Annotated in this window: 13 protein-coding genes and 1 pseudogene; 6 read left to right on the top strand and 8 right to left on the bottom strand. The window is 46.6% G+C overall.

Annotated features, from left to right (window positions below):
* Positions 1–495, top strand: a pseudogene (locus tag GRP75_RS12485) (alpha/beta hydrolase); the annotation flags it as partial.
* A 115-nt stretch (positions 496–610) separates the two neighbouring features.
* Here GRP75_RS12485 and GRP75_RS12480 read toward each other — a convergent pair.
* From GRP75_RS12480 to GRP75_RS12470, 3 genes are read right to left on the bottom strand one after another with little or no spacing between them, the layout of a single operon-like run.
* Positions 611–1,270, bottom strand: coding sequence for a hypothetical protein (locus tag GRP75_RS12480; RefSeq protein WP_160789460.1), 660 nt, complete (start codon positions 1,268–1,270; stop codon positions 611–613).
* Positions 1,271–1,324: 54 nt separating this feature from the next.
* Positions 1,325–1,567, bottom strand: coding sequence for a helix-turn-helix domain-containing protein (locus GRP75_RS30300; protein WP_071558321.1), 243 nt, complete (start codon positions 1,565–1,567; stop codon positions 1,325–1,327).
* A complete protein-coding gene (locus GRP75_RS12470; RefSeq protein ID WP_025719486.1) occupies positions 1,510–1,866 on the bottom strand; it encodes a hypothetical protein in 357 nt (118 codons plus the stop codon). Before GRP75_RS12470 ends, GRP75_RS30300 begins: the two co-directional genes overlap by 58 nt.
* 186 nt (positions 1,867–2,052) lie before the next feature.
* Here GRP75_RS12470 and GRP75_RS12465 point away from each other — a divergent pair, with 186 nt between their 5' ends.
* A complete protein-coding gene (locus GRP75_RS12465; protein WP_160789459.1) occupies positions 2,053–2,256 on the top strand; it encodes a hypothetical protein in 204 nt (67 codons plus the stop codon).
* Positions 2,257–2,331: 75 nt separating this feature from the next.
* On the opposite strand, the gene GRP75_RS12460 is transcribed toward GRP75_RS12465, so the two are convergent.
* The 4 genes from GRP75_RS12460 to GRP75_RS12445 are packed head-to-tail and all read right to left on the bottom strand — an operon-like array spanning position 2,332 to position 6,498.
* The gene (locus GRP75_RS12460; RefSeq protein WP_023990073.1) at positions 2,332–3,270 is read right to left on the bottom strand and encodes a DUF4340 domain-containing protein; all 939 of its coding nucleotides are present in this window, start codon (positions 3,268–3,270) and stop codon (positions 2,332–2,334) included.
* Positions 3,267–4,658: a GldG family protein gene (locus tag GRP75_RS12455; RefSeq protein ID WP_023990074.1), complete on the bottom strand. Its 1,392-nt coding sequence runs from the start codon at positions 4,656–4,658 to the stop codon at positions 3,267–3,269. The genes GRP75_RS12460 and GRP75_RS12455 overlap by 4 nt, the downstream gene beginning before the upstream one ends.
* 5 nt (positions 4,659–4,663) lie before the next feature.
* A complete protein-coding gene (locus tag GRP75_RS12450) occupies positions 4,664–5,386 on the bottom strand; it encodes an ABC transporter permease (protein ID WP_028541495.1) in 723 nt (240 codons plus the stop codon).
* Positions 5,383–6,498 carry an ABC transporter ATP-binding protein gene (locus GRP75_RS12445; protein WP_068941945.1) on the bottom strand — a complete coding sequence of 372 codons (1,116 nt, stop codon included), beginning with the start codon at positions 6,496–6,498 and terminating at the stop codon, positions 5,383–5,385. The genes GRP75_RS12450 and GRP75_RS12445 overlap by 4 nt, the downstream gene beginning before the upstream one ends.
* Before the next feature lie 437 nt (positions 6,499–6,935).
* Here GRP75_RS12445 and GRP75_RS30295 point away from each other — a divergent pair, with 437 nt between their 5' ends.
* The 4 genes from GRP75_RS30295 to GRP75_RS12425 all read left to right on the top strand — a co-directional run bounded on the left by GRP75_RS30295 (position 6,936) and on the right by GRP75_RS12425 (position 11,507).
* Positions 6,936–7,925, top strand: coding sequence for an NTTRR-F1 domain (locus GRP75_RS30295; RefSeq protein ID WP_272917200.1), 990 nt, complete (start codon positions 6,936–6,938; stop codon positions 7,923–7,925).
* A 191-nt stretch (positions 7,926–8,116) separates the two neighbouring features.
* Positions 8,117–9,208: a glycosyltransferase gene (locus tag GRP75_RS12435; RefSeq protein ID WP_160789458.1), complete on the top strand. Its 1,092-nt coding sequence runs from the start codon at positions 8,117–8,119 to the stop codon at positions 9,206–9,208.
* A gap of 58 nt (positions 9,209–9,266) precedes the next feature.
* The gene (locus GRP75_RS12430) at positions 9,267–10,361 is read left to right on the top strand and encodes a tetratricopeptide repeat-containing glycosyltransferase (RefSeq protein WP_160789457.1); all 1,095 of its coding nucleotides are present in this window, start codon (positions 9,267–9,269) and stop codon (positions 10,359–10,361) included.
* 51 nt (positions 10,362–10,412) lie between these two features.
* Positions 10,413–11,507 carry a glycosyltransferase family 4 protein gene (locus GRP75_RS12425; RefSeq protein ID WP_076264918.1) on the top strand — a complete coding sequence of 365 codons (1,095 nt, stop codon included), beginning with the start codon at positions 10,413–10,415 and terminating at the stop codon, positions 11,505–11,507.
* Positions 11,508–11,590: 83 nt separating this feature from the next.
* Here GRP75_RS12425 and GRP75_RS12420 read toward each other — a convergent pair.
* The coding region (locus GRP75_RS12420) for a glucose PTS transporter subunit IIA (protein ID WP_160789456.1) at positions 11,591–12,888 on the bottom strand (1,298 nt) is incomplete at its 5' end.

Below are 12,888 nucleotides of genomic sequence, written 5' to 3'. Positions count from 1 at the left end.
AGTGAAATTATTAATCTGAAAGCAGGCTATGATGACGATATTTTTGCTGGTGCCTGGCATCATAACGCCGTCATTCAAAATCCAAAACCGGGCACCTATAAACTGAACGTCACGGTTCCTGATAATGGAGCGTATCTCCTGATTGCACGTTACCAGGCTGTTCAAGTTCCTGAGCTGAAATATAATTTGAATGCAGTGGGCCCGAAGCTAAATTTGAAACCACAGGATTCCCCGAACAGCGTTACACAAGTCACCTACCAAGTTCAATATTATGGTGATCCGCAGCAAGGAGTCACTTCTGCATCCAAAGGTTTGACGGTACAGCAAAAAAACGTTAACCCTACCGGACAAATTGAGCTATCCAAAGCGGACAAGCCCGGCATCTATTCTGTAACCTATGAAATTAGCGGCACCACAGAGGCTGGATATCCGTACCGCCGCACAGCTGTTCAATCCATTTATATTGATGCTGACGGCAACAAGTATGTTGACTAAATAAATCTACAACCTAAAAAGCCTGCGAACCCCCATTATAGTTGGGCGTTTGCAGGCTTTTTTTCATTACAAAACATCTTGATAGAAATAATACTTTGTAAGGCATTCGTTGTGTTCAATCCGTTGTCTGATTCCTCAGCTTATGAAGCCAATAGTAGCGGTGTATATCCATAATAAAATGAAAAAGAACACATGCCAGCATCGAGTATACACTTATCAATACTATGGCAACTAATTGTTGTGTAGCGAATCCGAGGGAAACATTAGCTATCAGATAACCAGCCCCAGTAAGTGTGGTGATAGTTACTACAGGCGCTCTTTTGTTTTTTTCCTTAAACTTTGGCTTCTTCTTATGATTTGAAGGATCTTTGAATTTCGTTAAATTATATTTTATAAAGGAATACAAGGCCACTCCATAAAGGGCAAAAGAACCTATAAAATACCATGGAGTATCCAGATCCAACATGCCATAAGCAAACTTTTGTGTCATGATCATGAAGCCAATAGAACAAACCAAACCAAATACACCACGGAATAAAATGTAATTCAACTGCAATTTGTGTGGCATAATGACCAGTACAAGGGCCCAAATGTTTATCATAACAATCGGTGGCAACAGTACATAAACGTAAACTGCAATGTATGGATTTCCCACTAAGGGGATAACTAGAAACAGATCTAACAGTAATGAAACAAGAATGATGACATTGGAACGAATACTGTTGACTGGGTACATCTTCATACTTTTTTCAAAAGAAGCCCTGTTATCACTCATAAACTTATAAGCCCTCCGTTAAATAAGTAAATCTACGGATAAGGATAGCCAAGACTATATCCATTGTCCACTTTTTACTGTCTCTAACTCTTGTTGCAGTTCTTCTATAAAATCAGTCACAATGCTTTGGACAGCATCTTCACGGGACATACGAATATACCGACTAGTCTTTTGAATGTCTTCCTCGAACAATTGAAGTATCCTACACATGGCCTCCTGATCTCCACTTCGTACTAATTTTAGCAATTGGACGAACTCAGCATCCGAAATAACTCTTTGAGCATTTTCTTTTTCCATTTATTCACCGCCTGTTGGGATAGCTTTAACTCTTTTGCAATCTGTGCTTCGGTTTTGTCTAGTATGTAAAGGTCAAAGATGATCATTTTTCCGATCTCAGAAGATAGAGAGTTGATAAGCTGTAGTGTGTACATATTAGAGTTTGAAGATTCTGTAAAAGATGGGGCGCTGACGGCTTCGTTCTTTTCCATTACAAATTCATGATTGGTTTGTACCCGAGCACGATACTGGATTCTCCAGGCAATGCGGTACAGCTTCTTTCGATATTGTTCCACCAATGTTAGCTGAGACTTATCCATTGTAAATCACCCTTTCTCTTTGGATTTGACTTTTTCTAAATCCTCATACTATAGGGTAATTTGCAAACCTATTTCACAACCAAAACAGAACATTTGTTCTTATTTATTATACTATTTTTACATGCAGTTGTATATGGTTCTTTTAATTTACCTTCCTTTATATATGGCTAAAAAGGAGGGAATACATTGCAAATGGATGATGCTCTTTCTCTGGTTACCAACGTAGGCTTTCCGGCTGGACTTTGTTTTATTTTGTTGCGGCACATCCTGCACACGATGGAAGAAAAGCTGGATAAGCTGGATTTCTCACTTCATGAGCTGATTCAGGTTATCCAAGATTTAAACGACAATAACAGCTCTTCTTCCAAAAGCAGCAAACCTGACGAATAACGAACACAAAGAAGCTCCAGACGACGATCATCCGCCGTTGGAGCCTCTTTGTGCAGCTAATTTAATTTCTAATGATTATTTTCCAGTCTGAGCTTGGTCGTGGCCATTCTGTTCAGTACGGTTCACGTCAGATACTGACAGACCATAAGCCCAGTTACTTTGTGGCGGCACAACCCATACGGTATCTGGATCATCGTTAAGCGTCCAGCCCTGATAGACCAGCTGGGAATCATCCTTACCCAGCGATATACTCAGCGTAAAGCGGTGAACAGGCTTGCTCAGCTCGGAGGCTTTGCGCAAGGCCTGACTGCTAGCCAGGTTTTTGATTTGCTGCGAGAGGGAAGTCGCCGTGTCATTGGCTACTGACTTTCCGTTCAGCGTCCAAGATGTGGAAGCACTGTCTCCGGTTCCGCTGTTACCGGAGGATTTGAGCATCCATGAAGAATTTTGGCCTTCCCACTCTATTCCGCTCAGCTTGGTATCGTCCCAATCGAACGGCGTTGTATCTATAAAATCATCAGCACCCAGCAACAACCCTGAAAGTGTATCTATAGGTACAGAAGCTATCTCTTTTTTGTCTGATAATACATAAACAGCATCTCCGGAAGGCAACGTTTCACCGAAGGCAAAGGTACGAACGTCGCCCTTCTTGGTCTTAATCTCAATCTGATCATGGGTAGCGCTGATCCCATATTTGGCTACGTCTGTAGGGGAAGATTCCACCACTTCACCCAACTTTACATTTTGAATCGCTGCTAGCCAATTGTCTATTGTATATTGGTTTAGCGGGTAAGTCCGTGGCTTGCTCATACTCCATTGACCATCATGTTGTTCAAGTTCCACCGACTTGCCGTCCTTTCCTGTGATCGCGAAAGACGTAATATTCTCTTGCGTAAGCTGAACCAGCTGGCGAGCCGCCGGCGCTTGTTCACGAAAGAAGTTTTGGCTCTTTGCATAGATTATACCCGCTCCCAATACAACTAACAGTAGCACTGTGGGTATCCATTTTCTCATGCTCTTCTTCGCCTCCACCATAATAAGATTCCGATGACCGCGAATAGCAACGGCAATCCGATGACAGATATGGTCAATATCGTTTTTGCTTGTGCAGGAGTCAAGTAAGCTACCTTATAATCCTGCTCCTGACGAGGACGAATGGTAAGCCCATCAGAATGTTCCTGCACATAATTCAGACTGTTCAGCACAAAGTCTCGATTGCCTCCTGTGTTGATCTCAGTGTCGCTTAAAAGGGCAGACGTTCCGAGAATAACGGCTTTGGGCTTGCCGTCTTTCCCTTCTACCGCATAACCGAGATTCAGCGGCCCCTGCGGGTCCTTGTCATCCTTCTGCGTTTCGTTGTTCAGCAGCCCTTGGATATTCGTTTCGCCATAGCTGGCTGCAGAAGATTTCATCAAAAGCGTCGTCTTCCAATCCTTCTGCTCTCCTGCCTGCAAAGCAATAGACAGTGAAAGAACCGGGTACAGATTGGAAGCCGCCAACTTGTCGGTGATCGCATGACTGCCGAAGGTAGGAACCGTCCATAGAGGTCCAAGTGTATTCGTCTGTTCCTGATCCACCACGATGGCATGAGTGTCCTTCACTCCATAATCAGCCGCTAATGCATCAAGGTTTTTCCAATCGGACCCCATGTTCGGGTGAAAGCCTAGTGCCATAAAAAGCTTTCCGCCATCATTCAGATACGTACGAATACTCTTCAGTTCCGTTGCACTGATATCACGTTCTGGTCCGACAATAGCCAATACAGACGCATCTTTGGGCACGCTCCCCGCCTGATTGAGCTGAACTTCCTCTGTTTTCACATTATCTTGTGACAGTGAGCTACTTAATTCAGTCATTTGGGACAATGGGATTTCCTCATGTCCAGTTAGAAAGGCTACTTTCCCTTGACGGGTAGATGATAATCCCAACAGTCCACTAGTCAGCTTTTCTTCCCCGGTAAATTGGTATGCCCCTTCGCCACTCCCCTGAGCTTGCGTAAATAGACTCCCAATATCTATAACCCGCTTCTTCTCCCCCTGCACCAACACAATAGACGCTGCAGTAACACCATATTGCTTGGCCAGTATCGGTTCCTGATTCAGATCGTATTGCTCGACCTTGAGCTTGTTGTTACGCTTGGCATATTCATTCAGCATGTCCGTAACATCCCGGTTCAGCTTCTGATTTTGCGAAGTAGATACGGTAAAAGCAATGAGCCGTACGTCTTCCTTTACACCCTGGATGGTCGTCAACGTTTGGTCAGACAGCGTATACTGCTTGCCTGCCGTCAGATCCAGTTGAAAGCCACCTAACGACCGCAGAAATAACGTCAATAAAATAAAAATCCCTACAGCAGCAATCGATAGTACCACACTATTGGTATGACCCAGCCATTTTTTCATATTCATTACCTCCACCGTTTCCGTTCAACCACTTGGATGCTGAATAGCAAAAAGAGCACCGCCACCGTCACGTAGTACATCACATCGGCTCCATTCAGCAATCCTTTGGTGAAACTGTCAAACCGTGCGGTTAGTGAAAAAGGTTCCAGCCATTGCTGTACCGCCGCAGATGCACCCGTCTGTCCACCAAACGAATCCAGCATCCAGAACACAAGTAAAATAATAAAACTGACGACCGCCGACATCATCTGATGCTGTGAAAGCGTCGAAGCGAATAAGCCGATCGCCATCATGGCTGCGCCAAGCATGAACAGACCGATCACAGATGTTAATACCAGCGTCCAATCCAGCTTCCCATAAAAGGACATCACGACCGGATACGCTAGACTGCACAGCACCAATATGAGCAACATGCCCAACGACGCCAAAAATTTACCCACGATCATTTCCGTCACACTCACAGGTGAGGTAAGCAGCAGTTCATCTGTACCTTGCCTGAATTCCTCCGCAACCAGCCTCATCGTGAGCAATGGGACGACGAACACCAGCATGGACAAGGTGTCACCGAGTACCAGCCGATAGTCCAGAATGCTAGGCTGATACATAACAAAATTTGTGTAAAAAAGTAACCCCGTCAGCAGCATGTACACTGCAAGCGCAAAATACGTCGTTGGTGTCCACAGATAGGCTTGCAGCTCTTTTTGACAGACCGCGAACAAACGCCTCATGACCGATTACCTCCTGTATCCTTATCTTTTTCAGCCTTATCGTCGCTGAACGCAGCTTCTCCATGCTCCACCGTGATGGCCGTAGGTGCTGCAGTATCCGAGGAATGTAGGTCTTGTACTGCTGGATCGCTGACCTGACCTTCTTCCGTCTCGCGGGTCGTTAACTGCTGGAAGATATTTTCCAAGCTAAGGTTTTCTTTTTTCATCTCCAAAATTGGAAGCTTCGCATCAGACAGCACATAAAATAGTTCTTCGCGAAAATCCTCACCGGAGGCTCCTGTGAGTAGCAATCCGGTCATATCTGGCTCTGCGGCAGTCAGATTCGTGTTCGCTGGAGGCAGCGTGGTCGCCATAGATTCAACCTCTACTTTTCCCCAAGTACGCAGGACATCCAGCACCTGTTCACGCTTGCCTTTAACCTCCACCTTCACCTTGAATCCATCTTCCATCGAACCGCCGAGCGCGTCAGGACGCCCATCCATGACCAGTTTCCCTTCATGGATGATGAGAACACGATTGCACAAAGCATCCACCTCAGGCAATATATGCGTACTTAGCAATACCGTATGATTTTCGCCAATCTCCTGAATGAGCTGACGAATCTCCAAAATCTGATTGGGGTCCAAACCTGAGGTCGGTTCATCCAGTACCAATAAATCCGGGTTATGAATAATCGCACCTGCCAGTCCCAAGCGCTGTTTATACCCTTTGGACAAACTGCGGACTAATTGTTTTTCCCGCCCATTCAGTCCCAGTCGGGATATCATCTCCGAAATACGCAGCTTCTGCTCTCTCGCAGGCACGTCCCGAATACTAGCTACAAACTTTAAATAGGATCTTACGGACATATCCTCATACAAAGGGGGAGTCTCCGGCAGATAACCGATTTTGGAACGGGCCTGTCTGCCCTTATCCTGAATCGGGATACCATCAATCGTAATCACTCCCTCGTTGGGCTGAAGATACCCTGTAATCATGCGCATCGTCGTCGTTTTACCCGCACCATTCGGCCCCAGGAAACCAACAATTTCACCGCGCTGCATTTCAAAATCCAGCTTATGTACGCCCCGGTTGCCCTCATACCACTTGCTCACCTGCTGCACTTTGAGCACATGTTCCACCCTTTCTTTTATCGTAATCTTCTCCCTGCTGCTCCCCTACTTCCCTCCCACCTAAAATGTTGCATGAGTAGCGGGTAGCAGCGAAGCGGAGGATTTGAAGCTGGAGAAGCGCCAGCGTTCGCCTTTGCTGTAGGATTCTTACCTTTATATGTCTTATCTAATCAAAGAAGAATCCTACAGCAACAGCGATCGGAAGCTCAAAGCCTTCGCGGAGCGGTCTCCCCGCACCTTATGCTACACTTTTAAATTCTAATGATAATCCCCCACATATAACTCCAGCTTAACGTCACTTAAATAGAAGCTTAAAATAATGTGTCTGAAATGTGAACACAAAAATACACATCTGCCCTCGGAAACTTGTACGGTTCGCTAGGATATGGATTCGCATCTACTATCATTACAACGTGTGAAGGGAGTGTATAAAAGCGATGAGTGTATTGTTTACCAATCTAGTTTCTAACGGCGACTTCGAGATCGGATCAACCCTTTTTTGGAGCTCTGTCAATGTGACTGTCACTAACTTATCTGTAAAAAAGACAAACTTTTATAGTGCGATCCTGGCAGGAGGCGCAGTAGATGCATCTCTTTCCCAGGTCGTTTTTGCTGCACCAGGCGAAAGCTATACATTAAGCCTTTCAGCTGCAAAAGTAGGAAGCCTGTCCAGTCCTCAAGTTAACATATTTCTGTATTACTATGACGCAGCCTTTAGCTTCCTTGGCACGGGGCTAACTACCTATTTGAGCGCAGGCACATTGCCAGACGCTGTGAACGGAACATGGCAAAGCCTATATGAAGTAACAGCTCCTGTTCCAGCCAACGCAGCCTATGCCTTTTTGGTTATTAGTAAAAATGCCTTGGCTAACACTGCTGATGTAGCCATTGATTCTATTGCTCTTGTTAAAGCAAGTGCAGCTGGAGCTGTTGGACCAGCCGGACCTGTCGGGCCTACGGGAGCCACGGGGGACACAGGTGCTACCGGACCTTTCGGACCTACTGGTGCCACGGGGGACACTGGTGTTACTGGACCTGTCGGACCTACAGGCGCTACGGGCGACACTGGTGTTACTGGACCTGTCGGACCTACAGGCGCTACGGGTGACACTGGTGTTACCGGATCTATCGGGCCTACTGGCGCTACAGGCGACACTGGCGTTACCGGACCTGTCGGGCCTACGGGAGCCACGGGGGACACAGGTGCTACCGGACCTGTCGGACCTACTGGTGCCACGGGCGACATTGGCGTTACCGGATCTATCGGGCCTACTGGCGCCACTGGCGACACAGGTGCTACTGGACCTGTCGGACCTACAGGGCCTACTGGACCGATTGGACCAACAGGAGACACAGGCCCAGAAGGACCGATTGGACCGACTGGACCTACAGGGCCGACTGGACCTACGGGGCCTACCGGACTCTAACCTCCTTTTTCTGTCACATCATTTTTAAGCGATGTACCATACCTTATCGACAAAGCCGCAAAGCATGTTAAGGCTTTGTCATCCATGCCCTGCCGCGATTGCGGCAGGGCTTCTATAACTCAGACCTCTTTTAAATCCAACTTTATGTTTGATCGGAATCCTTAAATGGTTCCCAAAGGAGTGATGCTCAATTGATCAGTATCAGCCTGTGCATGATCGTCAAAAATGATCAACATACCATTGGCCGTTGCCTGGAATCGGTCCATCATATTGTGGATGAGATCAATATCGTGGACACAGGTTCACAGGATCGGACCATTGACATATGTCGCAACTTTACAGATCGAATTTTTCCATTTGCATGGGTAGATCATTTTGCCCTTGCACGTAACTATTCGTTTGAGCAAGCTACGCAGGAGTACATTCTCTGGCTTGATGCCGATGATATTTTGAAGGAGCAGGATGCCGTCAAGCTGCTTGAGCTGAAGCAAACCCTTGATTCCTCAGCCGTACCAACCGTCGATTCCGTGTCTATGAATTATCATTATGGCTTTGATGATCATGGCAATGTCACCCTACATTTTCGCCGAAACCGCTTGATCAGAAGGTCAGCCGGGTTCCGTTGGCATGGAGCCGTGCATGAGTACCTCGCCGTTGACGGGAATATTCAACATGCCGATATCGCCATAACTCACACTAGAACACACACGGCCTCTCCAAGGCGAAACCTGCGAATTTATGAGAAGTTGCTCGCCCAAGGTCATGCCTTCTCTCCTCGTGACCTCTACTATTACGCTAACGAGTTAAGAGATAATGAAAGATATGAGCAGGCCGTGCAGGCTTACCGGAATTTTCTGGATACCGGACAATTCTGGGTAGAGGATGCGATTAGTGCATGTAGCAAAATGGCCGACTGCCTGCAACAACTGGGCAAGCTGGAGCAAAGTATTACCGCGGCTCTCCATAGTTTGACCTTCGATACACCCAGGGCAGATCTATGCTGTCGGATAGGTCATTATTTTTTGCATAAAAATGAGATCACCAAAGCTATTTATTGGTACGACATGGCTACCACTCTCAATCCTCCCGACACGATGGGCCCAGTACAGGACGCGTACCAAACGTGGTTTCCTCATATCCAGCTATGCATTTGCCATTTTCGGCTGAAGGATTACACACGTGCGAATTGGCACAACGAGCAAGCTGCCACGTATATTCCCAACGACCCGCACGTCCTGCATAATCGACAATTTTTCAGCTCAATCCTGAATCCTCCCCAATAGAGATGTCCCCCATACTCAACCCTCAATCTTTAAGTAAGTCAAAGGAGGAACAAGCGGAATGCAACAATCGAATCGGTACAAGATAGCTGTCTATGCCATTAGCAAAAATGAAGCCCGATTCGCCAAACGATGGATGCACACCATGCGTGAAGCCGATGTTGTCATTGTAGCGGACACCGGCTCTACAGACGATACCGTTTCTCTGCTACGCGAAGCGGGTGCAGAGGTGCATCGTATCCAGGTAACTCCTTGGCGTTTTGACAATGCTCGCAATGAGTCCCTACGGCTGGTCCCTGACGATATAGATATTTGTGTCTGTACGGATCTGGACGAAGTCTGGGAGGAAGGTTGGCGGTCGCGGCTGGAACGCAACTGGAGGGAAGGAACTACCCGGATGCTATATGCCTTTACACATGGACAGCCTGGGCAAGATACCGTTTATACATGGTTCTGGAAAGAAAAAATACACACTCGTCACGGTTACCGCTGGGTACGCCCGGTTCACGAGGTGCTTGAATATATCGGGAAGGGTGAAGAACGCAGCATCCGATCCGACCAGCTACGCTTGTATCATGATCCCGATCCGAACAAGCCCCGCAGCCAATACCTTCCACTGCTGGAGCAGTCTGTGCGCGAGTTTCCTGAGGATGACCGCAACATGCATTACTTGGGGCGGGAATATATGTATCATGGCCGTTGGGACGAGTGCATTGCTACACTGCAACAACATCTTGCCATGCCGCAGGCACGCTGGGCAGATGAACGCAGCGCTTCGATGCGCTTTATTTCTAGAGCCTATAAGGCAAGTGAACAATGGCAGGAGGCAACGCGTTGGTTATACCGGGCTATTGCGGAAGCGCCGTATTTACGTGAACCTTACACGGAAATGGCTCAGCTTGCCTATCATACACGGAACTGGCCCGCCGTCTATCATATGGTCGAAGAAGCGCTGCGTATTTCAACACGACCGGATACGTACATGCAAGAGGATTTTTGCTGGGACGCCACACTGTATGATCTTGGTGCCCTCGCTTGCTACGAGTTAGGCCTTTTACACAAAGCTTGTGAATTTGCGAGAGAAGCAACAGAGCGCTCCCCGGACGATTCTCGCCTTAGCCATAATTATGCGCTAATTCAATCTAGGCTTCCATAGAAACCCACACCCCGTCCTGTAGGTTGAATAACTTGGTATAGGAGCTTGTGATTGGCAAAGGAGGTTATTGAGATCAAAGTTCTATTTACTTTTTATATACCGAGCGGCGGCGTAGAAACCTTGAACCGCCAACGCTGTAAAGTGCTCATGCAGGACGGGATTGAATGTCATCTTCTCTATTATCAGCAAGGTACAGGGATGCAAAACCTGAACGGCGATATTCCTGTATTCATGACTTCCTCTGAAGAAGAAATTCGAATGCTGGTAATTACTAACCGCTATGATGCAATTATCGTCTCATCGGATTATCCTATGCTCCCCAGACTGCGAATGTTGGGCTATCAGGGGGTATTAATCTATGAATCGCAGGGCTTTGGTTCTCACGAAGAGGCTGCTTGGGTGGTCGCGGATGCAGTTCCGTATCTTCAGAGACATGCCAACGCGGTGCTCTTGCCCAATACAACTCATCTGGTGCAGCTATTTACCGACATGTGTCCATGGCTTAATCGTTATGTATTTCCAAACGTACTGGATACCAGCGTATTTAATTATGTACCTAACACTCCTCCAACCAATCCGATTATTGCCTGGGTTGGGCGATTGGAGCCCAACAAGAACTGGAGGCATTTTGTCGACATTTCTTACTGGATGCTGCAAAACCGTGCTGATCTTCGAATCTGGATGTTTTATGATGACACCTTGTCTCAGCCGGAGGATAAAATACAATTCGAGAACATGCTTGCTCAGCTTGGCATGTCCTCCATTATCGAGCGTTTTAAAAGCGTACCTCATGCCCAAATGCCCCTGTACTACTCCATGATTGGCGACTCAGGCGGCTACCTGCTATCGACCTCGCTGGTAGAGGGCTTCGGCTATGCGGTTGCTGAGGCGATGGCCTGTCGTTGCCCGGTATTAAGCTCTGATTCAGACGGAGTACGAGCATTCATTGACCACAACGAAACCGGTAAATTTTATCAGCAGGGGGACATCTTGCAGGCGATACTGGAAGGACTAGACCTGATGAACAACGTACCTCAACGCGAATCTATCCGCAGGAAAGGGCTGGAACGAATCGTTAGTCTGTTGGCACCGGATAAATATGTGCGCTCCTTCAGGCAGATGATGAATACGCTGGGTGTGAGGTAACTAAAAAACAGCTGACGACAACCCTTGTTATATACGGGTCATCGTCAGCTTTAACTTGCTTTTTTATTATGGAATATTGGAATCTATCTAATCTTTAGTAAGCGGTCTCCTGCATGAATATCCTTGGGATCTTCAACTAAGATATCCGTGTACACGGCTGTATTGGTTACAATGACGGATGTGGTAATATCATATCCTTCATCCTCTATAGCCTTGGGATCAAATTCAACCAGCTTGTCCCCTTTTTGAATCGTATCCCCTTCAGATACAAAGGAAGTGAAATGTTTTCCTTTCAAGCTGACCGTATTAATTCCAATGTGAATGAGCAGTTCAACTCCATCCTCAGAAATAAGCCCAATGGCATGCTTGGTTTTGAAAACGGTAACAACAGTTCCGTTAAATGGAGCATAGGCTACTCCTTCTTTCGGAATAATTGCGGCCCCCTGGCCCATCGCACCGCTGGAAAAAGCTTCATCTTTTACTGCAGTTAAAGGAATCAATTCACCGTGTAGAGGACTGAATACCGCTTTTTCTTCTTCTTTGTTTTCATCTGCAATTTTAATCTCAGACGCAGGTTTTGCATTTTTATAACCGAAAAGATAGGTCAAAATAAATGCGACTACAAAAGCTACAACCAAAGATATAATAAAGCCGATGAAACCTGCATCCATGCCTTTTGGATTAATGAATAGAGGTATACCAAAAATGCCGCCTGAAGCAAATCCATATGCCGTTGAGCCGAGTAAGCCTGCAGCAGCTCCTCCTATACCTCCAGCGATCGAGGCTAAAATAAACGGTTTTTTAGCGGGTAAAGTAACCCCGTAAATAGCTGGTTCAGTAACCCCCATCAAACCCGCAATTGTGGCAGAAGTGGCGATAGGTTTTAATTTAGGGTCCCGTGATTTCAAAGCGATGGCAAATGCCGCACCTGTTTGCGCAAAAGTCGTACAGAAAAGCATACCGTTAATCGGATCAAACCCGTTCGTAACTACATTATTCAGGAGAATTGGAATGAACGCCCAATGCAGACCGAAGATAATGATGCCCTGCCAGAACCCGGCTAGAACGAGACCAGCTACAGCCGGACTTAACTGGTAAATCCACATAGAGCCTTTGGCTAACCCATCGCTGATTATAGTTGCTATCGGTCCGACAACCAGAAAAACAAGCGGTGATATGATGAGCAAGGTCAGAAAAGGCACCATGAACATTTTAATGGAGGCAGGTGCAAACTTACTTATCATTTTTTCGACCTTTGCTGCCAAGAACGCTCCAATAATGATAGGTATAACAGAAGAAGTATAATTAATCAGAACGACAGGTATGGTCAAAAAGGACAGCGCCGTTTTATCCGTAAAGGCGGAAGTAATGGTCGGGTACA

Source organism: Paenibacillus sp. OT2-17 (assembly GCF_009827695.1).
GTDB lineage: Bacteria > Bacillota > Bacilli > Paenibacillales > Paenibacillaceae > Paenibacillus > Paenibacillus polymyxa_B.
This window is presented reverse-complemented; position numbering and strand designations above follow the sequence as displayed.